We start from the raw sequence: 22,956 nt of genomic DNA, 5'->3' as shown, positions 1-22,956 counted from the left end.
CGTGCGCATTACCGAGACCGGGTTGCACCCGCCGCGATGAGGAGACCGGCCGTCTCCGGGTGGGGGCCTGCGTCAGCCCATGCCAACGGGGAAAGGCCGGTGCCGTGATCCTCGCGCTGGTTCGGATCCGCGCCGTACGCCAACAGCTCCCGCACCGTCTTGGCGTGCCCCCAGCAGGCGGCCGCGCACAACGGCGTGCCCTCCGAGCCGGGTCCGCGGCTCTCGGTGCCGGGGGAGGCTCCGGCCGCCAGGAGCAGGCGGACGATGTCCGCGGCACCCTGCACGGATGCCGCGTAAAGAGGGGTGACGCCGTCGCCGTCCCTCCGCTCAGGATCGGCTCCGGCGCGCAGAACCGCCTTCGCCTGAGCGGCATCACCCACGAGAATGGCTCCGAAGAGACGCCGGGAGAGCTTCTTCCGCTGCCGCTGGTTCATGAGGGCCGAGGTTAGCCGCGGGGTCCGGGGCCGGGCACAAGCTTTTCCCGCTGCATGACCACCCCCGGCACGGCCGCCACCGTCACGGCCGGAGTCTCATGCGGAGGCACCAGCAGCCGAGGGGACGGCCGATTCCTGCCCGGTGCCGCTGATGAGACACCACGCATTGCCAAACCGACCTGGTCACGAAGGCACTGAGCTCTCCAGGGCTCCGCTCCGGACGAGTGGATCAGCGCAGTCCGGCGAAGAGATCGTTCTCGGGTACGGCCTCGCCGGTGGCGTCCTGGACACGTACGAAGGTCTCCATGCCCATCAACTCGCCGAACCTCTCCTTGCCCATCCTGAGGAAGAAGATGTTCTCGCCCTGACTGGCGTGCGCGGCCAGCGCGTCGAACTTCTGGCCGCTGAACGCGGTGGTGTCCACCCACGTGGTGATCTCGTCGTCGGGGAGGCCGATCTGGGCCATCGCGGCGGCCTCGGCAGGATCCGGCTCCGGCATGTCCGGATGGAACTCGCGCATGATCTCGCCGAACCGCTGCATCATCGAGCGGGGCGCCGTGGTCCAGTACACCTTCGGTGTCAGCTCGGTCATCTCCAGCGCCGCCATCGTGATGCGGTTGGCCTGGATGTGGTCGGGGTGACCGTAGAAGCCGTTCTCGTCGTAGGTGACGACCACGTCAGGCCGGTAGTGCCGCATGAGTTCCGCGAGCCGGGCCGCGCCTTCCTCCACGGGGGTCCGCCAGAACGATCCCGGGGCGTCGTTGCTCGGCCAGCCCGTCATCCCGGAGTCGGCATAGTCCAGCATCTCCAGATCGCTGACCTTCAGGACGTCACAGCTCGCCCTGAGTTCTTCACGGCGCATCAAGGCGACAGCCGCCGGATCGTGCGCGGGGTCGCCCGGCTTGACACCCCCCGGCCCGTCACCGCAACCGCCGTCGGTACACGTCACGAGAACCGTGCGGATGCCTTCCGCCGCGTACCGCGCGAGGACTCCTCCGGTTCCGGTGGCCTCGTCGTCGGGGTGGGCGTGCACCGCCATGAGCGTCAAGGGCCGGTCAGTCATCAAGCAGTCCTCCTGCAGAAATACGTCGTGGGCCGAGCGCGCGGCGGGCGTACCGCGATCCCGGGGCCCGGATCCTGTCGGGGCGGACGACCTTGTGGTCTCCGAGCTCCTCGCCCATGCAGCGCCGGTCCCTCGGTCGATGCAACAGCGCCGGCCGCACCCGCTGTTCCCGGCGCGGCCGTGCGTCTCAGCGCCAGGTCGGGTCCGGCAACCATCCGGCACCAGGCGTGAGATTCCGAAGCAAAACTTGAGACCCTACATGTTCATCTATCCACCAGTTCGCCACAGGCGGAACGGCGCGCAGCAGCACAGCAAGTCCGCCTGAATGTCCGGCTGGGACGCGTCACTCACCGAACAGGCTGTCCTGCACGTACTCGACGACCGTCCGCTCCGGGTAGAAGACGGCCAGCAGCATGAACGTCTTGGGATGGGCCGCGATGTTGCCCACAAAGAAGTGGACGGCCCGGTTCGGAGCGCACATCCGGTCGTACCAGCGCTCGCGCAGCGCATCACGGACCCCGCGCCCGCCGTACTTGCGCAGGAACTTGCGGTATGACTGGCCAGCCTCCCAATCCTTAAGCCCCATGTCGTGGGTCGGGCAGCCGTCGTCGGCACAGCGGAAGCTGTAGCGGAGGTCGAGCGGCACCCACTCCAGCGGGTTCAGCTCCTGCTCGAACAGGTCGAGTTGGTCGGCCAGCGCGGCCTTGGACACGGACCAGGGTGCGGCGGGCTCCAGCCGGAAGCGGGTGATCTCGGCGGGCCGGAAGACCCCCAGAGATGTTCCCCGCTTCTCCTGATCCCGCTTGATGGCGCAGAGCGACGGGGCGATCAGCGGCTCGACATACCGGTACCGCTTCTTCCAGCCGCCGTCGGGCGGCACTTCCCCCACGATCTCCAGGGTGTCGAGGTCGGGCCGGAGACTCTCCGGGCGTGAGTCTCGCTCCGGACGATGAGGTTCGACGTCGACCTCGATGATCGAGTACTTGGAGAACTGGGCGTCCTCGCTCAGGAGCCGAAAGGGCACTGGGAAGAGCCGTACGTGCTGTGGCTCGCCCTGGTCCAGGCGTATGCCGGCCACACAGCTGGTCTCGCGGTACCTGTTGGACAGCTCCGGGTATGTCTTGACGGTGATCATGATCCTTGCGCGCCGCCGATTCCGCGATCCCATGGTTGCCCCCTCCACTGATCTCCCGATCCGATTGGAGGAGAGGCCTGCGCCACCGGCAAGGGCGCGTAAGGGCGCGTACAGGAGCGAGGGACGCAGTCAGGCCAGAGGAATGACAGGCACCGCGGCCCGTTTGCGGACCGTGTCCAGGACGACCTGCCGGTGGCAGCGGCTCTCGTCCTTTTCGAAGCACAGGACCGCGACCCGGGACCGCCGGGCATGTTCCGCGAGGCGCTTAAGATCGATCTGCGCCTCCTCCGACCGCAACACCCCACGGAACCGAGCCCGGCCGACGTCGAGCCGGCCGTCCCAGAACGGCGCCCGATTGTCCTTGGGATTGCCCAGGCCACGCAGGTGCGTGTACTCGATGCCGGCCTCGGCAAGTGCCTCCCCGAGGCGAGTCTTGCTGAAGCCCTTCTTGCGGCTGATCGGCGTGAGTCGTACGTCCGCCACGACATCGATACGGCTGCCGAGAAGAGAGGCGATGAACGAGTCGATGTCCCGGCCTTCGTACCCAGCGGACCAGAGGCCGGGAGTGGCCCTGGTCTCCCGGAAGAGCTCATCGAGGGAGACCTCAAGTGCCTCGGCGACCGCTCCGACTGTGAAGAAACCTGGCTGGATCGCTCCCTTGCTCTCCAGGCGGGCCAGCGTCCCTACGGCGATGCCGGCTTCCTTGGCGAGCCGTTCCCGTGACCACCCTCGGCCATCCCGCAACGCCCGCACGCGCTGGGCGAGTGCTCGGGCGTGGTCGTGGGGGCGCGCTGAGTGATGGCTTTCCATGTGTCGTGATCCTAAGGGCGGTTGAGGCGGGTGGGCATGGTGATCCCGGCCGACTACGCGGGCCGGGTTCGCGAACGCGCAGGTCCGAGTGCCCTCAGGCGCCGCACTTCAGATGGCCTGGTCACCCCTTGGGAGAACCCGAGCAGGATCTTCTCCCGAACGATCTCCAGAAACCCGTCAGGGCCTGATCCACTCGCTGGATCAGGCCCTGACCTGGTGTTTCTTCAGTCGGGGTGGCGGGATTTGAACCCACGACCTCTTCGTCCCGAACGAAGCGCGCTGCCAAGCTGCGCTACACCCCGAAGCAACGAGCTCTACTTTAGCGGACCCGGAGCCACAGGAGAAATCCGATATCCGGGGGTGGTGCCGCGGTCGCCCAGACCAGGGCCCGGGCGGCCGTTCCGGCTGCTCAGGCCGCTAGCCCCCGGGCCACGTGGGCCCCCTCGTCCCGGCCGAGCGCCCCCCTCAGTCCCGCCGTTCCACCAGCGTCAGCAGCGTCGCCTCCGGGGGGCAGGCGAAGCGGACCGGGGTGTAGCGGTTGGTGCCGCAGCCCGCCGAGACGTGGAGGTACGCGGTGTTGCCGGCCGCCCGGTGGGTGGAGAGGCCCTTCACGCGCTCGGTGTCCAGGTCGCAGTTGGTGACCAGGGCCCCGTAGAAGGGGACGCAGAGCTGCCCGCCGTGGGTGTGGCCGGCCAGGATCAGCGGGTAGCCGTCCGCCGCGAAGGCGTCGAGGGTGCGCAGGTACGGGGCGTGGACCAGGGCGAGGGAGAAGTCCGCGTCCTGCTCCGGGCCGCCGGCGACCTCCTCGTAGCGGTCCCGCTTGATGTGCGGGTCGTCGAGGCCGGTGAGGGCGATCTCCATACCGTCCAGCTTCAGCCGCCCGCGCGAGTTCGACAGGCCGACCCAGCCGGCGGCGTCGAAGGCGTCCCGCAGTCCCTCCCACGGGTTGCGGCGGACGCCGATCGCCGGATCGTTCTTGCCGTTCAGTCCGTGCTCTCCGCGGACCTTCTCCAGCAGATAGCGGCCGGGGTTGCGCAGCTTGGGCGCGTAGTAGTCGTTCGAGCCGAAGACATAGGTGCCGGGGAACTCCATCAGCGGGCCGAGCGCGTCCAGCACCTCCGGCACGCCCTCCGGGTCGGAGAGGTTGTCGCCGGTGTTGACGACGAAGTCGGGCCGCAGCCCGGCCAGTTCGCGCAGCCAGCGCTGCTTCTTCCGCTGACCGCCCACCATGTGGATGTCGGAGACCTGCAGGACGCGCAACGGCCGCATCCCGCGCGGCAGGACGGGCACCGTCACCCGCCGCAGCCGGAACGAGCGGACTTCGAAGCCGGCGGCGTAGGCGATTCCCGCCGCGCCGACTGCCGTGATTCCCAGGGGTACTGCGTATCGCGCGCGCATCCCTCCATGGTCGCAGAGCCGGAGCGGTGCGGTACGACGAGGAGGCCGGTGCCCCGCGGGCCCGCCCCGGTGGAACGGGCACGGTGAGCCGAGGGCCGCGTCCGGGGCGCGGTGCGCCGAGGGGGACGGGGCTAATGAGCTGGGCGGATCGGCGCCCCTCCTGGCACACTCACGGCATGACCACGCTCAAGAACCGCCTGCAGGAGGACCTCACCGCGGCCATCCGGTCCCGCGACGAGCTGCGCTCCTCCACGCTCCGGCTGACCCTCACCGCGATCACCAAGGAGGAGGTCTCGGGCACCTCCGCCCGCGAGCTCTCCGACGACGAGGTGCAGAAGGTGATCGCCCGCGAGGCGAAGAAGCGCCGCGAGTCCGCGGACGCCTTCGAGCAGGGCGGTCGCACCGAGTCGGCCGCGCGGGAGCGGGCCGAGGGCGAGGTGCTGGCCGAGTACCTGCCGCAGCAGCTGTCCGACGAGGAGCTGGCCGCCATCGTCGACGAGGCCGTGAAGGAAGCGGTGGCCGGCGGCGCCGAGGGCCCCCGCGCGATGGGCGCGGTCATGAAGATCGTCAACCCGAGGGTCGCGGGCCGGGCCGAGGGCGGCCGGGTGGCGGCCGAGGTCAAGAAGCGGCTCGCCGCCGGCTGAGAGCCGGACAGCGGCCCCGCGCGCCTGGACGGACGGCCCCGCTCCCCTCTCCCGCGGGAGGGTGAGCGGGGCCGTCCGCATCGGATGCGGGCCGGGCCGGCTCAGCGGCGTCCGCCGGAGCCGTTCCCCGGGCCCTGGATGAAGCCCTCCGGGATGGAGAACGTCGGGTTCGGCTCGGTGCCTCCGTCGCCTCCGCCACCGATGAGACCGCCGTTGCCGCCGCCCGGGAAACGGTCGCGCGGCTTCCGGTCGTCCTCGTCCTTCTCCTTGTCGTCCTTCTTCGGCGGGTCGGCGATCGGCACCTCGACGAAGCCCGGCGCCTCCTTGCCCTCCAGCGCCCCCGCCACCGCGTCCCGCCAGATCGGGCCGGGGACGCCGCCACCGAAGACCTTGGCGTGGTAATCGCCGCCGATGGTGATGTCGATCATCTTGCGCTGGTGCTGCGGGTCGCCCACCCAGACGGCGCCGGACAGGTTCGGGGTGTAGCCCACGAACCAGGCCGCGTACCGGGAGTCGGTGGTCCCGGTCTTGCCCGCGCTCGGCCGGCCGGTGAGACCGGCCTGGGTGCCCGTGCCGTCCTGGACGACGCCCTTCAGCAGGGTGTTGATCGTGTCGGCGGTCCGCTCGTTCATCGCCCGGGTGCACTTGCTCTTGGGGACGTCCAGGGACTTGCCGTTGGCGTCCTTGATCGACTCGATGGCGACCGGGGTGCAGTACGTGCCGCGGCTGGCGAAGGCGGCGTAGCCGGCGGCCATGGTCAGCGGGGACATCTCCTGGACGCCCAGGGTGACGGACGGCACCTGCTTGAGCTCGTCACCCCCGGCCGGCTCGATGCCCATCTTCTCCGACATCTCGACCACCGGGCAGATGCCGATGTCGCTGATCAGCTGCACATAGTAGGTGTTCACCGACTTCGCGGTGGCCTCCCGCATGCCGTACGGGCCGACCTCGGACTCGTTCTCGTTCGAGACCTTGGGCGGGTTCGTCGACGACCACTGGCCCTCGCACTTGGGCACCGGGCTCGGGTAGGTCATCTCGTACGGCGAGGGATACGCCCGCGACGGGTTGACCCCCCGCTCGAGCGCGGCCGCCGCGACGATCGGCTTGTACGTCGAGCCGGGCTGGTAGCCCATGCCGCCGCCCATGCTCTTGTTGACCGAGTAGTTGATCGTGGTCTCGTCCTTCGCGAGACCGTACGGCCGGGACTGGCCCATGCCGAGGATCTTGCCGGTGCCCGGCTCGACCAGCGACACCGCGGCGGCCACCTCGTCGCTCTGGTAGACGTGCTCCTTGACCGACGCCTGAACGGACTTCTGCGCCTTGGGGTCGAGGGTGGTGCGGATGGTCAGCCCGCCCTCGTTCCAGCGCTTGTTCCGCTCCTCGCGGGTCTTGCCGAACTCCTCGCTGCCGAGGAAGACCCTGCGGACGTAGTCGCAGAAGAAGCCGGCGCCGTTCACGGCGGTGATGCAGCCGTTCTTCGGCTTGCTGACGTCGAGGCCCAGGTCCTTCTTCTTGGCCTCGGCGGCCTCGTCCTTGCTGACGTGGCCCTGCTCGGCCATCCGGTCCAGGACCAGATTGCGCCGCTTGAGCGCCTGGTCGCCGTTGGCCACCGGGTCCCAGCGGCTGGGTGACTGCACGATGCCGGCCAGCAGCGCGGCCTCCTGCAGCTCCAGGTCCTTCGCGGACTTGCTGAAGTAGCGCTTCGCCGCGGCCTCCACGCCGTAGGCCTGCTGGCTGAAGTAGGTGATGTTGAGGTAGTTCTCCAGGATCTTCTTCTTGCCGAGCTCTTCCTCAACCTGGATCGCGTACTTCAGTTCCTTGATCTTGCGCCCGAGGGTCTGCTGGGTGGCGGCCTCGAACTTCTCCTCGTTGTTGCCCGCCTCCTCGACGAAGACGTTCTTGACGTACTGCTGCGTCAGTGTCGAGGCGCCCTCGGAGACCTCGCCCGACCGGGCGTTCTTGTTGAGGGCGCGGAGGATGCCCTTGAGGTCGATCGCGCCGTGCTCGTAGAAGCGCTCGTCCTCGATCGCGACGATCGCCTTCCGCATGTACGGCGAGATGTCCTTGAGCGGGACCACCGTGCGGTCGCGCGAGTAGACGGTGGCGATCAGACCGCCCTCGGAGTCGAGGATGCTGGTCTTCTGGCTCAGTGGCGGACGCTTGAGGTTGGCGGGGATCTCGTCGAATCCCTCGACCGAACCCTTGGCCACCAGTCCGAGCGCGCCGGCTGCCGGAAGCGCGATGCCGGCCAGCACGGCTCCGGAGAGCACACTGACACCGAGGAACTTGGCGGCCTGTCGCGAGGTCGAGCGGCCACCGCCGGGGCGCTTGTTAGCCATAGAGGCAGCCTACGTTCTCATTCGCCGGACAGGTACGCATCCCTTGGCCTAAGCTCATCACGAGCGTAACGACGCTGTCATCGCGTACTCTTTTCCGCTCCTTCGGGTGCGACATCTGTCATCAATGCGGACATGTACCCCCCGATTCACGTCGGGGCGAGCCTGAACCACCCCCCTCCGACCGGGATTTCCGTGATGTCCCCGGCTCACTCCGTTGGGTGATCTGCCGCGTACGCATAGTCCGTTCGGGCCATTCAAGATTGGGCCCGCTGGGGGTGTTGCGCTCTGTCCACCTTCCGTAACGTCCTCAACTGGCAACGGTGAATATGCCGCTGCCGCCGTGGGGGAGCCTCGATTCGGGAGAGGACGGCGCCAGCATGGGCTGGGTAACCGACTGGAGTGCGCAGGCAGCCTGCCGCACTACCGATCCGGATGAACTGTTCGTTCAAGGAGCGGCTCAGAACAGGGCCAAGGCCGTCTGCACCGGCTGTCCGGTGCGCACGGAGTGCCTTGCCGACGCTCTGGACAATCGCGTCGAATTCGGCGTCTGGGGGGGAATGACGGAGCGGGAGCGGAGGGCACTGCTGCGCCGGCGGCCGACGGTCACGTCCTGGCGCAGGCTGCTGGAGACCGCACGCGCGGAGTACGAGCAGAGCTCGGGCCTGCTGCCCGTGGAGCTCGAGGAGGCCGGTAACTACGCCGCCGCCGGCTGACCCGCCAACTGCTCCCCGATGGCACGCAGCCCCGCCAGGTCGTGTACGTCACCGGGCAGTGCGGCCACCTCCGTCACCGGCACATCCGGGTGGACGGCGGTGAAGCGCTCCCGGGTGCGCTGCTCCCGGGCCAGCGTCCGCATGCGCTCGGCGTGCAGCCGCAGCAGCCTCGCGGCGAGCTGATCCGCCGTGGGTCCGTCCACCGTGTCCGCCGCGGGCCGTGCCGTCGCCGGTTCGCCGGAGGCGCCGTCCTCGGCGGTGTCCGGGGCGGCGGGGGAGTCCGCGGGCGGGGCATCGCCGGGAACCGTCCCGGTGGGGTCAGCCTGCCCGCCGGCGGCGTCGGCGATGCGGCCGTTCTCAAGATTTTCCGACTCGTTCTCCGCTTCGAGCTGCTCCGCGGCGGCCAGGGCGCGCTCGGCGCTGATCCGGTCGGCCCCGCTGCCGTGCACCCGGTTCAGCACCAGCCCGGCCAGCGGCATCTTCTCGGCCGCGAGCCGCTCCACGAAGTACGCGGCCTCGCGCAGCGCGTCCTGCTCCGGCGCCGCCACCACGAGGAACGCCGTACCGGGTGCCTGCAGCAGCCGGTACGTGGCGTCGGCCCGGGTGCGGAAGCCGCCGAACATGGTGTCCATCGCGGCGACGAACGTCTGGACGTCCCGCAGCAGCTGCCCGCCCACCAGTTTGCTGAGCGTGCCCGTCATCACCGACATACCGGCGTTGAGGAACTTCATCCCCGCCCGGCCGCCGACCTTCGCCGGCGCCATCAGCACCCGGATGAACTTGCCGTCCAGGAAGGAGCCGAGCCGCTTGGGCGCGTCCAGGAAGTCCAGCGCGGACCGGCTCGGCGGGGTGTCCACGATGATCAGGTCCCACTCGTCGCGCGCCCGGAGCTGGCCCAGCTTCTCCATGGCCATGTACTCCTGCGTGCCCGCGAAGCCGGCGGAGAGCGACTGGTAGAAGGGGTTCGCCAGGATCGCCCGTGCGCGCTCCGGGTCGGCGTGCGCCTCGACGATCTCGTCGAAGGTGCGCTTCATGTCGAGCATCATGGCGTGGAGTTCGCCGGACGCTCCGGCTCCGGTTCCTCCGGTCCCGCCGGCCTCGCCGGCTGCTCCGGTGTCCCCGGCGTCCCCGGCGGACAGGCCCTCCACCCGGCGCGGGATGTTGTCGAGCGAGGCGATCCCCATCGACTGGGCCAGCCGCCGGGCCGGGTCGATGGTCAGCACCACGACCCTGCGCCCGCGCTCCGCGGCCCGTACGCCCAGGGCGGCCGCCGTCGTCGTCTTGCCCACCCCGCCCGAGCCGCAGCACACGATGATGCGCGTCCCCGGATCGTCCAGGAGGGCGTCCGTGTCCAGCCGGGGCACCGGCCCGTCGAGGACCGAGTGCCCGGTGGACTCCGGTCGCTGACGCTCGCCGCTCATCCGGCCACCCCCGGCACTCCCTGCTTCCGTATGTCCTTGGCCAGCCGGTAGAGACCGGCGATGTCCGCGCCCTCGTCCAGGAACTCCAGTTCGGGCGCGGGAAGTCCGAGACCGGCTATCTCCTTGCGCTGCTCCTGCTCCAGCCGGACCCGTACGACATGCTCCCGGGCCTGCTCCAGCAGCGGATCGACCAGCCGCTCGGCCAGCCCGCCGCGGCGGGCCCCGCCGAGGCCGGCCCGGGAGAACGCCTTGGCGACCGCCGGGCGCTCACCGTCCGCGGCCCGGCGCAGCTCCTCCTCGCCGAGCAGCGGCGGCCGCACCATGTTGATGAAGATCCCGCCCACCGGCAGCGCGGCGGCACGCAGCTCCGCCACCCCGTCCACCGTCTCCTGGACGGGCATCTCCTCCAGCAGCGTCACCAGGTGGACCGCCGTCTCGGGGGACTTCAGCACCCGCATCACGGCCTGCGCCTGGTTGTGTATCGGGCCCACCCGGGCCAGCCCGGCGACCTCGTCGTTGACGTTCAGAAAGCGGGTGATGCGGCCGGTCGGCGGCGCGTCCATGATCACGTGGTCGTAGACGGGGCGGCCGTTCCTCCGCTTGCGGCGGACGGCCTCGCACACCTTGCCGGTCAGCAGGACGTCCCGCAGGCCCGGCGCGATGGTGGTGGCGAAGTCGATCGCGCCGAGCTTCTTCAGCGCCCGGCCGGCGCCGCCGAGCTTGTAGAACATCTGCAGATAGTCGAGGAGGGCCCGCTCGGCGTCCACGGCGAGGGCGAACACCTCGCCGCCGCCCGGGCCGACCGCGATCTTGCGCTCCTCGTAGGGCAGGGCGTCCGTCTCGAAGACCTGCGCGATGCCCTGCCGGCCCTCCACCTCGACCAGCAGAGTGCGCCGCCCCTCATCGGCCAGGGCGAGCGCGAGGGCCGCGGCGACCGTGGTCTTCCCGGTACCGCCTTTGCCGCTGACGACGTGGAGCCTGCTCATGCAAGGGAGCCTAACCAGTCGGGGCCCGGGCTACGCACGAGCCCGGGTGTCGCAGGCATTACAGTCACCACCATGACCAAGTGGGAATACGCGACCGTGCCGCTGCTCGTCCATGCCACCAAGCAGATCCTCGACACCTGGGGCGAGGACGGCTGGGAACTCGTCCAGGTCGTACCGGGCCCCAACACGGAGCAGCTCGTGGCCTACCTGAAGCGTGAGAAGACCGCGTGAGCGCCGTCGAGAACAGGATCGCGGAACTCGGGCTGACGCTGCCCGGCGTGGCCGCGCCGGTCGCCGCGTACATCCCGGCCGTGCGGACCGGCCCGTACGTCTACACCTCCGGGCAGGTGCCGCTCGTCGAGGGCAAGCTGCCGCTGACCGGGAAGGTCGGCGCGGAGGTCACCGCCGACGAGGCCAAGGACCTGGCCCGCACCTGCGCGCTGAACGCCCTGGCGGCCGTCAAGTCCGTGGTCGGTGACCTCGACAGGATCGTCCGTGTCGTCAAGGTCGTCGGCTTCGTGGCCTCCGCCCCGGACTTCACCGGCCAGCCGGGCGTCGTCAACGGCGCCAGCGAGCTGCTGGGCGAGGTGCTGGGCGACAAGGGCGTGCACGCGCGGAGCGCGGTCGGAGTGGCGGTCCTGCCGCTGGACGCGCCCGTCGAGGTCGAGATCCAGGTCGAGGTCGAGGGCTGAGCCCGGGCCGGGACCGGGGCCGGGGCCTCGCCGGGGGCCGGAGATTTCCGGCCGGGCCGGCGGGCCGTGCGGCCCGCCGTGCTGCCCTGTCCGGCCGCCGCAGGCCCCTCACCTGCCCGGCCGCCCTCGAACATCAGCCCGGGAGCGCATAGCATCCGGCCATGTCCGCAACGAATGGCCAGTGGTATCCGCCCGAGTGGCCCGAACGCATCCGGGCCCTGGCGAGCGGTGAACTCACCGCCGTGACACCGCGCCGGGCCGCGACCGTCCTGCTGCTGCGGGACGGCACCGCCGGGCCCGAAGTCCACATGCTCCGCCGGCGCACGTCCATGGCGTTCGCCGGCGGTGTGTACGCCTACCCGGGCGGCGGCGTCGACGCCCGCGACGAGCGCCCCGTCGGCTGGGCCGGCCCGTCCCGCGCGGACTGGGCGCGGTGGCTCGGCACCGACGAGCCGGCGGCCCAGGCCATCGTCTGCGCGGCCGTCCGGGAGACCTTCGAGGAGGCCGGGGTGCTCCTCGCCGGATCGAGCCCCGGCACCGTCGTCGAGGACACCACGGGCGAGGACTGGGAAGCCGACCGGGCCGCGCTCGTCGCCCGCGATCTCTCCTTCGCCGACTTCCTCTCCCGGCGCGGGCTGCTGCTCCGCAGCGACCTGCTGGCCCCCTGGGACCGCTGGATCACCCCGGAGTTCGAGCCCCGGCGCTACGACACCTGGTTCTTCGCCGCGGTCCTGCCCCGCGGCCAGCGCACCCGCGACGTCTCCACCGAGGCGGACCGCACGGTCTGGATCCGCCCCGCGGAGGCCGCCGCCGGACACGACCGGGGCGAACTGACGATGATGCCGCCGACCATCGCCACGCTGCGCCGCCTCCAGCCGTACGCCTCGGCCGCCGAGGTGCTCGCCGCGGCCGCGGACCGCGAGCTGACGCCCGTCCTGGCGGTGGCGGAGCTGCGCGACGACGGCATCGTGCTGAGCTGGCCGGGCAACGACGAGTTCACCACCCACATCCCGGGCGGGCCCGGAGCGCCGCCGTCCTCCCCGTCCCCCGATCCGGCCCCGTCCGCCCCGGCCGAGGGGACGGGCGCATGACGGACGCGGCGGCGCTGCCCGGACAGCCGCGCGGCCGGGTCGCCTCGGGCCCCGCCACGGAACGGGCCGTCTGCGTCCTGGCCCCCAACCCCTCACCGATGACGCTGGACGGCACCAACACCTGGATCGTCTCCGAACCGGACTCGGACCTCGCCGTCGTCATCGACCCGGGACCGCTGGACGACACCCATCTCACCGAGGTCGTGGCGACGGCCGAGCGCGCCGGCAAGCGGATCGCGCTGACGCTCCTCACCCACGGGCACGCCGACCACGCGGAGGGCGCGGCCCGTTTCGCCGCGCTGACCGGCTCGGCGGTACGGGCCCTGGACCCGGACCTGCGGCTCGGGGAGGAAGGGCTCGGCGCGGGGGACGTCGTCACCACCGGCGGTCTCGAACTGCGGGTCGTCCCGACCCCCGGGCACACCTCCGACTCCCTCTCCTTCCATCTGCCGGCCGACGCGGCGGTCCTCACCGGCGACACGGTGCTCGGCCGGGGCACGACGATGGTGGCCCACCCGGACGGGCGGCTGGGGGAGTACCTGGACTCGCTGCGGCGGCTGCGTTCCCTGACCGTCGACGACGGGGTGGACACCGTGCTGCCCGGCCACGGCCCCGTGCTCGACGATGCCCGGGGCGCCCTGGAGTTCTATCTCGCCCACCGGGCGAGCCGACTGGCGCAGGTGGAGACGGCGGTCGAGGCCGGCCACCGGTCGGCGCCGGACGTCGTGGCCCATGTGTACGCCGACGTCGACCGCACGCTGTGGCCGGCCGCCGAGCTGTCGGTCCGCGCGCAGCTCGACTACCTGCGGGAGCACGGACTGATCTGAGTTCACGGGGGACACGGCGCACTCCGGCAGCGCACGGGCCCCTGCCCGGACGTCCGGGGACCGGAGATCCGGGCAGGGGCCCGTCCGCGCGACCGGGGCCGTGGAACCGGCCGGGGCCCGCAGGTCAGCGGGAGCGCTTCGCGAGCCGCTCGACGTCCAGCAGGATCACGGCGCGCGCCTCCAGCCGCAGCCAGCCGCGGCCGGCGAAGTCGGCGAGCGCCTTGTTGACCGTCTCGCGGGAGGCGCCGACCAGCTGGGCCAGCTCTTCCTGCGTCAGGTCGTGCACCACGTGGATGCCCTCCTCCGACTGCACGCCGAAGCGGCGGGAGAGGTCCAGCAGGGCCTTGGCGACACGGCCCGGGACATCGGAGAAGACCAGGTCGGACATGGTGTCGTTGGTCCGGCGCAGCCGCCGCGCGATGGCGCGCAGCAGCGCCGTCGAGACCTCGGGCCGGGCGTTCAGCCAGGGCTGCAGGTCGCCGTGGCCGAGGCCGAGGAGCTTGACCTCGGTGAGAGCGGTGGCCGTGGCCGTCCGCGGGCCCGGGTCGAAGAGCGACAGCTCACCGATGAGTTCACCCGGGCCGAGCACGGCGAGCATGTTCTCGCGGCCGTCGGGGGAGGTGCGGTGGAGCTTCACCTTGCCCTCGGTCACCACGTACAGGCGGTCGCCCGGGTCGCCCTCGTGGAACAGGGCCTCACCTCGCGCGAGGGTGGCCTCGGCCATCGAGGCGCGCAGCTCAGCGGCCTGCTCGTCATCGAGCGCCGCGAAAAGCGGGGCGCGCCGCAGAACGTCGTCCACGAGATCTCTCCTTGTCGACATGCCCAGAGGACCTTGGTCCCCATGATGCCGGACGGCAAAACTGTGTGATCAAACACAAGTGTGGCGCATCGCTGCCGCAAGCCATACGGCAGGGGGCCGATTGGGGGGTGATTCTTTGTGGCCGGGGCGGATGACGGTGCCTGGCCTTAGGCTGGCCGGGTATCCAATACGCCTTTGAGAGCACAGGATAAGGGGGCCGGACGGGTGACTGAGGCGCCTGATTCCGCTGTGGGCGAACGCGAGCCCGCGGCAGCACGGAAAGCCGCGAAGGGTGGCCGGGCGGCCAAGTCCGCCGGGGCGGCGAAGCCCGAGTCGCGGCTGGCCCTGGTCCGCCGGGCGCGGCGGATCAACCGCGAACTCGCGGAGGTCTACCCGTACGCCCACCCCGAGCTCGATTTCCGCAATCCCTTCGAGCTGCTGGTGGCCACGGTCCTCTCCGCCCAGACCACCGACCTCCGGGTCAACCAGACCACTCCCGGTCTCTTCGCCGCGTACCCCACCCCGGAGGAGATGGCGGCCGCCCACCCCGAGGAGCTGGAGCAGATCATCCGGCCCACGGGCTTCTTCCGCGCCAAGGCCAAGTCGCTGCTGGGCCTCTCCGCCGCGCTCCGGGACCGCTTCGGCGGCGAGGTGCCGGGCCGGCTGGAGGACCTGGTCAAGCTGCCCGGCGTCGGCCGGAAGACGGCCAATGTGGTGCTGGGCAACGCCTTCGGGGTGCCGGGGATAACGGTCGACACCCACTTCGGGCGGCTGGTTCGCCGCTGGAAGTGGACCGAGCAGGAGGACCCGGAGAAGGTCGAGGCCGAGATCGCCGCCCTCTTCCCGAAGAGCGAGTGGACGATGCTCTCGCACCGGATCGTCTTCCACGGCCGCCGCATCTGCCACGCCCGCAAGCCGGCCTGCGGTGCCTGCCCCATCGCCCCGCTCTGCCCGGCGTACGGCGAGGGCGAGACGGACCCGGAGAAGGCGAAGAAGCTGCTCAAGTACGAGATGGGCGGGCAGCCGGGCCAGCGTCTGAACCCGCCCGCGGACTACCCGGGCCGGCCGGCACCGCCGCTGGGGGCGGAGTGACGGGCTCCGCGAGTCCCCGGCCGGCCCGCGCGGGCGACATCACCGTCACCGCCGACGGGCTGCCCGGCTGGCTGGATCCGGTGGCGCAGGCGGCCCGTACCGTCCAGCCGCGGCAGCTCAGCCGGTTCCTGCCGCCGGAGTCCGGCGGCAGGCAGTCCGCCGTGCTGATCCTCTTCGGAGAGGGCGAGGGCCGCGGCGGGGACGGTGCTCGCGGCCACGTCCCCGGAGGTGACGGCCGGGGTGCCGGTGACGGCCGCGAGCCGGAGTTGCTGCTCATCGAGCGCTCCAGCAGCCTGCGCTCGCACGCCGGGCAGCCGTCGTTCCCCGGCGGGGCGCTCGACCCGGAGGACGGTGATCCGCAGAGCGACGGCCCCCTGCGCGCCGCGCTGCGGGAGGCCGAGGAGGAGACCGGCCTCGACCCGGCCGGGGTGCAGCTCTTCGGCGTCCTGCCGCGGCTCTACATCCCGGTGAGCGGCTTCGTGGTGACTCCCGTGCTCGGCTGGTGGCGCGAGCCCACGCCCGTCGCCCCCGTCGACCCGGCGGAGACGGCGCGGGTCTTCACCGTCCCCGTGGCGCATCTCACGGACCCCGGCAACCGCGCGACCACCGTCCACCCCAGTGGTTACCGCGGCCCGGCGTTCCTGGTCGGAGAGGCGCTGGTGTGGGGATTCACGGCCGGCGTGATCGACCGGATCCTGCACCACGCGGGCTGGGAGCGGCCGTGGGACCGCGGCAGACAAGTGCCGCTCGACTGGCGCGCGTGAGACGGTGTCCCGGTGAATGTGCTGGACATCCTGTTGCTGCTCGCCGCCGTGTGGTTCGCGGTCGTGGGCTACCGCCAAGGCTTCGTGGTCGGCATCCTCTCCGTGGTCGGCTTCCTCGGCGGCGGTCTCGTCGCCGTCTACCTGCTGCCGGTGATCTGGGACCGGCTCACCGACCGCTCCCCGCCGGGCACCGCGGCGGTGGTGGTGGCCGTCGTCATCGTGATCGTCTGCGCCTCCGTCGGACAGGCCTTCACCACGCACCTCGGCAACAAGCTGCGCCGGCACATCACCTGGTCACCGGCGCGCGCGCTGGACGCCACGGGCGGCGCGCTGGTCAACGTCGTCGCGATGCTGCTGGTCGCCTGGCTGATCGGCTCGGCGCTGGCCGGCACGGCGCTCCCGCCGGTGGGCAAGGAGGTCCGCAACTCCAAGGTGCTGCTGGGCGTCGAGCAGGTGATCCCGGACGCCGCGAACAGCTGGTTCTCGGAGTTCGGTTCCGTCCTGGCGCAGAACGGCTTCCCTCAGGTCTTCAGCCCGTTCTCCAACGAACCCATCACCACCGTGGAGCCGCCCGACCCCGAGCTGGTGAACAGCCCGGTCGTCGCCCGCGCGCAGCGCAGCATCGTCAAGGTGCTCGGCACCGCGGACAGCTGCAGCAAGGTCCTGGAGGGCACCGGCTTCGTCTTCGCGCGGAACCGTGTCATGACGAACGCCCACGTCGTCGGCGGTGTCGACGAGCCGACCGTGCAGATCGGCGGCGAGGGCAGGCTCTACGACGCCACGGTCGTGCTCTACGACTGGGAGCGCGACATAGCCGTGCTCAACGTCCCCGGCCTCGACGCACCGGCGCTGGAGTTCGCCGAGAAGGACGCCGAGCGCGGGGACGGCGCGATCGTCGCGGGCTTCCCGGAGAACGGCGGATTCGACGTCCGCGCGGCGCGCGTCCGCAGCCGCATACAGGCCGACGGCCCGGACATCTACCACCGGGGCACCGTGAGCCGCGACGTCTACTCCCTCTTCACGCTGGTCCGCCAGGGCAACTCCGGCGGCCCGCTGCTGACCCCCGACGGCCGGGTCTACGGAGTGATCTTCGCCAAGTCCCTCGACGACGAGGACACCGGGTACGCGCTGACGGTCGACGAGGTGCGCGAGGACATCAGCCGGGGCCGCACCGCCGAGCAGACCGTGGACAGCCAGGGCTGCGCCCTGTAGCGGCGGTGCCGGGCAGGCCGTACGCATGAGGGCCGCCCCGGTCCCGTGGGGCCGGGGCGGCGTCGGATGTCGTACGGGACGGTGGTGCGGTGGCGCCGGTACCGGAACCGTCTGCGCGAGTCGGCCCGGGGTCCGGCGGCCGGCCGTCAGCGGTCGGCGATCAGTCGCGCGGATGGCGCAGGCGCGCCGACACCCAGCGGGCGCGGCGGCGGAGGATGTGCGGGATACCGAGACCCGGAGGCTCCAGGTGGAAGGCCACGGACGGGTTTTGGGCCCGTTTTCCGGAGGATCCGGGGGAGACCACCCCCTGGGGGGTGTTCCGCACGATGGCGGCGCGGTGATCACGAGATACGTCACGGTAGTCGTGCGTCCAACCCATACCGGGGGCTTTCCCGGGACCGGTGGTCGGTAACCGCCCGGGACTCGGCCAGTTGGCCTATGCGCCGGGCAAGTGGCCGGTCCCCGCTCGGCCGCGGCCCGGCCGGTGGCGGCTGCCGGGCCTACCGGTCCGGTTCCGTGTCCTTGAGCCAGCTGATCAGCTCGTGGGAGAAGGCCGCCGGGTCCTCCTCGTGCGGGAAGTGGCCGAGGCCGTCGAACAGCCGCCAGCGGTACGGCGCTTCGACGTACTCGCCGGAACCGGCGGCGCTCCGCGTCCGCATCACCGGGTCGAGTGAGCCGTGCAGATGCAGGGTCGGGACCCGGACCGGGCGCTTCATCCGGCGGTTGAACTGGATGCCGTCGGGGCGGGCCATCGAACGCACCAGCCACCGGTACGGCTCGATCGAGCAGTGTGCGGTCGAGGGGATCGACATGGCCCGGCGGTAGGCGTCCACCGTCTCGTCCTCCGGCAGCCGCGGGCCGGACCACTCCCGTATCAGCCGGCCCACCAGCGCGGCGTCGTCGGCGAGGAGTTGCCGCTCGGGAACCCAGGGGCGCTGGAAGCCCCAGACATACGAACCGGCCCGGGTCTGCCGGACGTCCGTGAGCATCGCGGAGCGCCAGCGGCGCGGATGCGGCATGGAGGTGACCGCGAGCCGGCGCACCAGCTTGGGGCGCATCGCCGCTGCGGTCCAGGCCAGATAGCCGCCGATGCCGTGGCCGACGAGGGCGGCGTCCGGTTCGCCGAGGGAGCGGATCACCCCGGTGACGTCGAGGGCGAGGTTGGCCGGGTCGTAACCGCGCGGGGTGCGGTCACTGCCGCCGACGCCGCGCAGGTCCATGGCGACGGCCCGGAAGCCCGCGTCGGCGAGGGCGGTCAGCTGGTGCCGCCAGGCCCACCAGAACTCCGGGAAGCCGTGGAGCAGCAGGACCAGCGGCCCGTCGCCGGCCTCGGCGATGTGGAAGCGGGCGCCGTTGGCGGCGACGTCCCGGTGGGTCCAGGGACCGCCGATCCTGACGGCCGTGGCGGGGGTCTCGGGCGAGGTCATGCGGAGAGCGTGCCACACACTCCCGCTACGGCGCCGGTTCGGCGGGCACGGCCGCCCGGGTGCGGGGGTGGGGTTTGGCGTTGCCGAGCACGGCCGCCGTCTCCCGGGCGGAGGCCATGCTCTTCTCCGGCTTCTTCACCTTCTTGAACTTGGCGACGGCGAAGAGGCCCAGGATCGCGGCCAGCAGCAGATAGGCGCTGCCCACGATGAGGAAGGACCAGGCCAGTCCGAGCCCCAGGTTGTGGATGCCGTACGCGGCGGCGAAGCTCAGCACGGGCAGGGAGAACAGGGCCAGGACTCCGGCGGTGGTGATGGCGAAGCCGCCGATGCCCGCCCGCTTCGCGTCCTGCCGCAGCTCGGCCTTGGCCAGCGCGATCTCGTCGTGCACGAGCGCGGACAGTTCGGTGGTCGCCGTGGCCATCAGCTGTCCGAGGCTGCGGTCGCCGTCCTGTTCGACTGGGCTCATCGCTTCATCCCTCAATTCCGGTCTGCTGGCACTCCCTGGCGGGATCTACCGGTCGGTTGCCCCCGATCATGCCGGATCATCGCCGGCCGCGCGTTCCGCGGCGGCGAGTTCCGCCTGCTTCCGATGCTCGGCGGCTTTTTTTTCGTGGATCGCCGCCATCCGGAGGTGGTACGCGGGGTCGTGCCGCTCGTAGATGTCCGGGATGCCGGACTCGTCCTCGTCCAGGTTCTCCTCGTAGTAGAGCCGCTTGTACTTGTTGTTGCGGAGCTTGAGGAGGATGCCCGCGGCGACGGCGGAGATCAGGGAGCCGATGAGGACCGCGGCCTTCACCTCGTCCGCGAGGGCGGGGTCCTCGGTGAACGCCAGCTCGCCGATGAGGAGGGAGACGGTGAAGCCGATGCCCGCGAGCGAGGAGACCGCGAAGATGTCCGCCCAGGCCAGCTCGTCGTTGAGTTCGGCCCGGGTGAAGCGGACGGCCAGCCAGGAGCCTCCGAAGATGCCGATGACCTTGCCGAGGAAGAGGCCGAGGACGACGCCGAGCGGCTCGGGCTTGGTGAAGACGTCACCGAGAGCCCCGCCGGAGACCGAGACGCCCGCCGCGAAGAGCGCGAACAGCGGCACGGCGACGCCGGCGGAGAGCGGGCGGACCAGATGCTCGATGTGCTCGGCGGGGGAGTGGCTCTCGTTCTCGCGGACCGTGCAGCGCAGCAGCAGGCCCATCGCGACACCGGCGACGGTGGCGTGCACGCCGCTGGCGTGCATCAGCGCCCAGATCACCGCGGCCAGCGGGACGTAGACGTACCAGCCGCGGACGCCCTTGCGGTGCAGGAACCAGAAGAGGGCCAGCCCGGCCAGGGAGAGTCCCAGGGCGGGGAGGCTGATGTCGGTGGTGAAGAAGAGGGCGATGATGAGGATCGCGCCGAGGTCGTCGACGACCGCCAGGGTCAGCAGGAAGGCCCGCATCGAGGCGGGGAGCGAGGTGCCGAGCACGGCGAGGACGGCGAGGGCGAAGGCGATGTCGGTGGCGGTGGGCACCGCCCAGCCGTCGAGGCTGCCGCCCAGGCCGGACGTGGTGGCGAGGTAGACGAGCGCGGGGACGATCATGCCGCAGAGCGCCGCGACGACGGGCAGGGCCGCCGCTCTGGGATCGCGCAGCTCACCGGCGACCAGCTCCCGCTTGAGCTCGATGCCGGCCACGAAGAAGAAGATGGTGAGGAGGCCGTCCTTGGCCCAGTCGCCGATCGAGAGGTCCAGGTGGAGGGACTCGGGGCCGACGGTGAAGTCCCGCACGCTCTGGTAGAAGTCGCTCAGCGGGGTGTTCGCCATGACCAGGGCGACGATCGCGGCCGCGAGCAGCAGCACACCGCCGACGGTTTCGGTCCGCAGCGCGTCGGCGACGAAGTTGCGCTCCGGGAGCGACATGCGGCCGAGGAACTTGGGGTGCTGGGGCGTGGCCACGGAAAAGGAACCCTCCGGTCGGTGACATGGAGACCAGCCGGAGCCGCGCTTTCCGGGCACGACTCGGCGGTTGCCGACCAGACTTCCCGGCGCACCTTGAGGACTATCGAACGACTGCTGTGTTCTTCACCCTACCCGGGAGAGCCGGGAGAAACCGTCCTGGTCGGCGGCGTCTCCCGGCTCTCGGCCGGTCAGGGGTGGTGCCCGGTGGTCAGTCCTCGCTGGAGGCGGCGCCGGGCAGCCGGGTCTGGATGAGGTCCATCACCGAGGAGTCGGTGAGGGTCGTGACGTCACCGAGGGCGCGGTTCTCCGCCACGTCGCGCAGCAGCCGCCGCATGATCTTGCCGGAGCGGGTCTTGGGCAGCTCCGCGACCGGCAGGATGCGCTTGGGCTTGGCGATCGGACCGAGGTGCTTGGCGACATGGGCGCGGAGCTCCTCGACCAGTCCCTCCTCCTCGCTGTCCACGTTGCCGCGCACGATGACGAAGGCGACGATGGCCTGCGTGGTCTGCGGGTCCGTGGCGCCGACCACGGCGGCCTCGGCCACCTTGGGGTGCGAGACGAGCGCCGACTCCACCTCGGTGGTCGAGATGTTGTGGCCGGAGACCAGCATGACGTCGTCGACCCGGCCGAGCAGCCAGATGTCGCCGTCGTCGTCCTTCTTGGCGCCGTCGCCCGCGAAGTAACGATTCTCGAAGCGGGACCAGTAGGTGTCGAGGTAGCGCTGGTCGTCACCCCAGATCGTGCGGAGCATCGACGGCCACGGCTCGGTCAGGACGAGGTAACCGCCACCGCCGTTCGGGACCTCCTTGGCCTCGTCGTCGACGACGGTCGCGGAGATGCCCGGCAGCGGGATCTGGGCCGATCCCGGCTTGGTGGCCGTGACACCCGGGAGCGGGCTGATCATGATGGCGCCGGTCTCGGTCTGCCACCAGGTGTCCACGACCGGGGTGCGGTCGCCGCCGATGTGCTTGCGGTACCAGATCCAGGCCTCGGGGTTGATGGGCTCACCCACGGAGCCGAGGATGCGCAGCGACGACAGGTCGAACTTGGCCGGGATGTCGTCACCCCACTTCATGCAGGCACGGATCGCGGTGGGCGCGGTGTAGAGGAGCGTGACGCCGTACTTCTGGACGATCTCCCACCAGCGGCCCTGGTGCGGGGTGTCCGGAGTGCCCTCGTAGATGACCTCGGTCGCGCCGTTGGCCAGCGGGCCGTAGACGATGTACGAGTGGCCCGTCACCCAGCCGACGTCGGCCGTGCACCAGTAGACGTCCGTCTCCGGCTTGAGGTCGAAGACGGCCCGGTGGGTGTAGGCGACCTGGGTGAGGTAGCCGCCAGTGGTGTGCAGGATGCCCTTCGGCTTACCCGTCGTACCCGAGGTGTAGAGGATGAACAGCGGGTGCTCGGCGTCGAAGGCCTCGGGGGTGTGCTGGTCGGACTGGCGGTCCACCAGCTCGTGCCACCACACGTCGCGGCCGTCGGTCCAGGCGGTGTCCTCACCGGTGCGCCGGACGACGAGAACGTTGCGGACGTTCTCCGTGCCGGGGCGGGTCAGGGCCTCGTCGACGGCCGGCTTGAGGGCGGAGGGCTTGCCGCGGCGGTAGCCGCCGTCGGAGGTGATGATCACCCGGGCGTCGGCGTCCTCGATACGGGTGGCCAGGGCGTCCGCGGAGAAGCCGCCGAAGACGAGGGAGTGCGGGGCGCCGATGCGGGCGCAGGCCAGCATCGCGAAGACCGCCTCCGGAATCATCGGCAGGTAGATCGCGACCCGGTCGCCGGCCTGGACGCCGAGCTCGGTGAGCGCGTTGGCGGCCTTGGAGATCTCGCGCTGCAGCTCGGCGTAGGTGATGGCGCGGGTGTCACCGGGCTCGCCCTCGAAGTGGATGGCGACGCGGTCGCCGTTGCCCGCTTCCACGTGGCGGTCCACGCAGTTGTAGGCGACGTTGAGCTTGCCGTCGGCGAACCACTTCGCGAACGGCGGGTTGCTCCAGTCGAGGGTCTGGGTCGGCTCGGTCGCCCAGGTCAGCCGACGGGCCTGCTCGGCCCAGAAGCCCAGCCGGTCAGCCTTGGCTTGTTCGTACGCCTCGGCGGTGACATTGGCGGCCGCTGCCAGGTCGGCCGGCGGTTCGAACCGCCGCTCTTCTTTCAGCAGGTTGGCCAGGCTTTCATTGCTCACGACTAC

Annotated in this window: 23 protein-coding genes and 1 tRNA gene; 9 read left to right on the top strand and 15 right to left on the bottom strand. The window is 71.1% G+C overall.

Features of this window, described 5'->3' with window-relative positions; all coding sequences use genetic code 11:
• Nucleotides 1–8: 8 nt before the first annotated feature.
• From LIX60_RS14450 to LIX60_RS14425, 6 genes are all read right to left on the bottom strand, one after another.
• Nucleotides 9–434, bottom strand: coding sequence for an ankyrin repeat domain-containing protein (locus tag LIX60_RS14450; RefSeq protein ID WP_227958769.1), 426 nt, complete (start codon nt 432–434; stop codon nt 9–11).
• A gap of 229 nt (nt 435–663) precedes the next feature.
• The gene (locus tag LIX60_RS14445) at nt 664–1,497 is read right to left on the bottom strand and encodes a PIG-L family deacetylase (protein WP_227958768.1); all 834 of its coding nucleotides are present in this window, start codon (nt 1,495–1,497) and stop codon (nt 664–666) included.
• Nucleotides 1,498–1,840: 343 nt separating this feature from the next.
• Nucleotides 1,841–2,632, bottom strand: coding sequence for a hypothetical protein (locus tag LIX60_RS14440; protein WP_227958767.1), 792 nt, complete (start codon nt 2,630–2,632; stop codon nt 1,841–1,843).
• A gap of 129 nt (nt 2,633–2,761) precedes the next feature.
• Nucleotides 2,762–3,442: a DUF488 family protein gene (locus LIX60_RS14435; protein WP_227958766.1), complete on the bottom strand. Its 681-nt coding sequence runs from the start codon at nt 3,440–3,442 to the stop codon at nt 2,762–2,764.
• 228 nt (nt 3,443–3,670) lie between these two features.
• A tRNA-Pro gene (locus tag LIX60_RS14430) sits at nt 3,671–3,744 on the bottom strand.
• Nucleotides 3,745–3,907: 163 nt separating this feature from the next.
• Nucleotides 3,908–4,840, bottom strand: a complete 933-nt coding sequence (locus LIX60_RS14425; protein ID WP_227958765.1) for a metallophosphoesterase — start codon at nt 4,838–4,840, stop codon at nt 3,908–3,910.
• A gap of 176 nt (nt 4,841–5,016) precedes the next feature.
• Here LIX60_RS14425 and LIX60_RS14420 point away from each other — a divergent pair, with 176 nt between their 5' ends.
• The gene (locus LIX60_RS14420) at nt 5,017–5,484 is read left to right on the top strand and encodes a GatB/YqeY domain-containing protein (protein ID WP_227958764.1); all 468 of its coding nucleotides are present in this window, start codon (nt 5,017–5,019) and stop codon (nt 5,482–5,484) included.
• 101 nt (nt 5,485–5,585) lie between these two features.
• On the opposite strand, the gene LIX60_RS14415 is transcribed toward LIX60_RS14420, so the two are convergent.
• Nucleotides 5,586–7,823: a transglycosylase domain-containing protein gene (locus tag LIX60_RS14415; RefSeq protein WP_227958763.1), complete on the bottom strand. Its 2,238-nt coding sequence runs from the start codon at nt 7,821–7,823 to the stop codon at nt 5,586–5,588.
• A gap of 377 nt (nt 7,824–8,200) precedes the next feature.
• On the opposite strand from LIX60_RS14415, the gene LIX60_RS14410 reads away from it, so the two are divergent.
• Nucleotides 8,201–8,536, top strand: coding sequence for a WhiB family transcriptional regulator (locus tag LIX60_RS14410; protein WP_039820431.1), 336 nt, complete (start codon nt 8,201–8,203; stop codon nt 8,534–8,536).
• Here the strand turns inward: LIX60_RS14410 and LIX60_RS14405 are convergent.
• Complete coding sequence (locus tag LIX60_RS14405; protein ID WP_227958762.1) at nt 8,518–9,957, bottom strand: ArsA family ATPase; 1,440 nt, start codon at nt 9,955–9,957, stop codon at nt 8,518–8,520. The two genes, LIX60_RS14410 and LIX60_RS14405, sit on opposite strands and share 19 nt — an antisense overlap.
• A complete protein-coding gene (locus LIX60_RS14400) occupies nt 9,954–10,943 on the bottom strand; it encodes an ArsA-related P-loop ATPase (protein ID WP_227958761.1) in 990 nt (329 codons plus the stop codon). Before LIX60_RS14400 ends, LIX60_RS14405 begins: the two co-directional genes overlap by 4 nt.
• Before the next feature lie 72 nt (nt 10,944–11,015).
• Here LIX60_RS14400 and LIX60_RS14395 point away from each other — a divergent pair, with 72 nt between their 5' ends.
• The 4 genes from LIX60_RS14395 (at nt 11,016) to LIX60_RS14380 (ending at nt 13,553) form a co-directional block, all read left to right on the top strand.
• Complete coding sequence (locus tag LIX60_RS14395; protein ID WP_019707547.1) at nt 11,016–11,174, top strand: DUF4177 domain-containing protein; 159 nt, start codon at nt 11,016–11,018, stop codon at nt 11,172–11,174.
• Nucleotides 11,171–11,635, top strand: coding sequence for a RidA family protein (locus LIX60_RS14390; protein ID WP_227958760.1), 465 nt, complete (start codon nt 11,171–11,173; stop codon nt 11,633–11,635). The genes LIX60_RS14395 and LIX60_RS14390 overlap by 4 nt, the downstream gene beginning before the upstream one ends.
• A gap of 161 nt (nt 11,636–11,796) precedes the next feature.
• Nucleotides 11,797–12,726, top strand: coding sequence for an NUDIX hydrolase (locus LIX60_RS14385; protein ID WP_227958759.1), 930 nt, complete (start codon nt 11,797–11,799; stop codon nt 12,724–12,726).
• The gene (locus LIX60_RS14380) at nt 12,723–13,553 is read left to right on the top strand and encodes an MBL fold metallo-hydrolase (RefSeq protein ID WP_227958758.1); all 831 of its coding nucleotides are present in this window, start codon (nt 12,723–12,725) and stop codon (nt 13,551–13,553) included. The genes LIX60_RS14385 and LIX60_RS14380 overlap by 4 nt, the downstream gene beginning before the upstream one ends.
• 124 nt (nt 13,554–13,677) lie before the next feature.
• Here the strand turns inward: LIX60_RS14380 and LIX60_RS14375 are convergent, their stop codons facing one another.
• A complete protein-coding gene (locus LIX60_RS14375; protein ID WP_019707551.1) occupies nt 13,678–14,352 on the bottom strand; it encodes a Crp/Fnr family transcriptional regulator in 675 nt (224 codons plus the stop codon).
• 225 nt (nt 14,353–14,577) lie between these two features.
• Here LIX60_RS14375 and nth point away from each other — a divergent pair, with 225 nt between their 5' ends.
• Genes nth through LIX60_RS14360 form a run of 3 tightly spaced genes read left to right on the top strand, consistent with a single transcriptional unit; the run spans nt 14,578 to nt 17,420 of the window.
• The gene (gene nth / locus LIX60_RS14370; protein WP_043464697.1) at nt 14,578–15,444 is read left to right on the top strand and encodes an endonuclease III; all 867 of its coding nucleotides are present in this window, start codon (nt 14,578–14,580) and stop codon (nt 15,442–15,444) included.
• Nucleotides 15,441–16,208: a CoA pyrophosphatase gene (locus LIX60_RS14365; RefSeq protein WP_227958757.1), complete on the top strand. Its 768-nt coding sequence runs from the start codon at nt 15,441–15,443 to the stop codon at nt 16,206–16,208. The genes nth and LIX60_RS14365 overlap by 4 nt, the downstream gene beginning before the upstream one ends.
• Before the next feature lie 12 nt (nt 16,209–16,220).
• A complete protein-coding gene (locus LIX60_RS14360) occupies nt 16,221–17,420 on the top strand; it encodes a MarP family serine protease (protein ID WP_227958756.1) in 1,200 nt (399 codons plus the stop codon).
• A 160-nt stretch (nt 17,421–17,580) separates the two neighbouring features.
• Here the strand turns inward: LIX60_RS14360 and LIX60_RS14355 are convergent, their stop codons facing one another.
• The 5 genes from LIX60_RS14355 to acs form a co-directional block, all read right to left on the bottom strand.
• A complete protein-coding gene (locus LIX60_RS14355) occupies nt 17,581–17,799 on the bottom strand; it encodes a hypothetical protein (protein WP_078649557.1) in 219 nt (72 codons plus the stop codon).
• A 121-nt stretch (nt 17,800–17,920) separates the two neighbouring features.
• On the bottom strand, nt 17,921–18,847 hold the full coding sequence (locus tag LIX60_RS14350) for an alpha/beta fold hydrolase (RefSeq protein WP_227958755.1): 927 nt from the start codon (nt 18,845–18,847) through the stop codon (nt 17,921–17,923).
• A 25-nt stretch (nt 18,848–18,872) separates the two neighbouring features.
• Nucleotides 18,873–19,313 carry a phage holin family protein gene (locus tag LIX60_RS14345; RefSeq protein WP_227958754.1) on the bottom strand — a complete coding sequence of 147 codons (441 nt, stop codon included), beginning with the start codon at nt 19,311–19,313 and terminating at the stop codon, nt 18,873–18,875.
• 66 nt (nt 19,314–19,379) lie between these two features.
• Nucleotides 19,380–20,771, bottom strand: coding sequence for a Na+/H+ antiporter NhaA (gene nhaA, locus LIX60_RS14340; protein ID WP_374117858.1), 1,392 nt, complete (start codon nt 20,769–20,771; stop codon nt 19,380–19,382).
• 211 nt (nt 20,772–20,982) lie between these two features.
• Entirely contained in the window at nt 20,983–22,950 is a 1,968-nt protein-coding gene (gene acs / locus LIX60_RS14335; RefSeq protein ID WP_227958753.1) for an acetate--CoA ligase, read from the bottom strand.
• Nucleotides 22,951–22,956: the final 6 nt, after the last annotated feature.

The sequence above is a fragment of the Streptomyces sp. S07_1.15 genome, from assembly GCF_020739505.1.
Lineage (GTDB): Bacteria > Actinomycetota > Actinomycetes > Streptomycetales > Streptomycetaceae > Streptomyces > Streptomyces xinghaiensis.
Note: the sequence above shows the minus strand (reverse complement) of the source record. Positions and strands in the feature narration are given on the sequence as shown.

Excerpts from the sequence above, each read along its gene's own strand:
- LIX60_RS14450 (WP_227958769.1), bottom strand. The coding sequence starts at position 434 with ATGAACCAGCGGCAGCGGAAGAAGCTCTCCCGGCGTCTCTTCGGAGCC.
- LIX60_RS14445 (WP_227958768.1), bottom strand. The coding sequence starts at position 1,497 with ATGACTGACCGGCCCTTGACGCTCATGGCGGTGCACGCCCACCCCGAC.
- LIX60_RS14440 (WP_227958767.1), bottom strand. The coding sequence starts at position 2,632 with ATGATCACCGTCAAGACATACCCGGAGCTGTCCAACAGGTACCGCGAG.
- LIX60_RS14435 (WP_227958766.1), bottom strand. The coding sequence starts at position 3,442 with ATGGAAAGCCATCACTCAGCGCGCCCCCACGACCACGCCCGAGCACTC.
- LIX60_RS14425 (WP_227958765.1), bottom strand. The coding sequence starts at position 4,840 with ATGCGCGCGCGATACGCAGTACCCCTGGGAATCACGGCAGTCGGCGCG.
- LIX60_RS14420 (WP_227958764.1), top strand. The coding sequence starts at position 5,017 with ATGACCACGCTCAAGAACCGCCTGCAGGAGGACCTCACCGCGGCCATC.
- LIX60_RS14415 (WP_227958763.1), bottom strand. The coding sequence starts at position 7,823 with ATGGCTAACAAGCGCCCCGGCGGTGGCCGCTCGACCTCGCGACAGGCC.
- LIX60_RS14410 (WP_039820431.1), top strand. The coding sequence starts at position 8,201 with ATGGGCTGGGTAACCGACTGGAGTGCGCAGGCAGCCTGCCGCACTACC.
- LIX60_RS14405 (WP_227958762.1), bottom strand. The coding sequence starts at position 9,957 with ATGAGCGGCGAGCGTCAGCGACCGGAGTCCACCGGGCACTCGGTCCTC.
- LIX60_RS14400 (WP_227958761.1), bottom strand. The coding sequence starts at position 10,943 with ATGAGCAGGCTCCACGTCGTCAGCGGCAAAGGCGGTACCGGGAAGACC.
- LIX60_RS14395 (WP_019707547.1), top strand. The coding sequence starts at position 11,016 with ATGACCAAGTGGGAATACGCGACCGTGCCGCTGCTCGTCCATGCCACC.
- LIX60_RS14385 (WP_227958759.1), top strand. The coding sequence starts at position 11,797 with ATGTCCGCAACGAATGGCCAGTGGTATCCGCCCGAGTGGCCCGAACGC.
- LIX60_RS14380 (WP_227958758.1), top strand. The coding sequence starts at position 12,723 with ATGACGGACGCGGCGGCGCTGCCCGGACAGCCGCGCGGCCGGGTCGCC.
- LIX60_RS14355 (WP_078649557.1), bottom strand. The coding sequence starts at position 17,799 with ATGGGTTGGACGCACGACTACCGTGACGTATCTCGTGATCACCGCGCC.
- LIX60_RS14350 (WP_227958755.1), bottom strand. The coding sequence starts at position 18,847 with ATGACCTCGCCCGAGACCCCCGCCACGGCCGTCAGGATCGGCGGTCCC.
- LIX60_RS14345 (WP_227958754.1), bottom strand. The coding sequence starts at position 19,313 with ATGAGCCCAGTCGAACAGGACGGCGACCGCAGCCTCGGACAGCTGATG.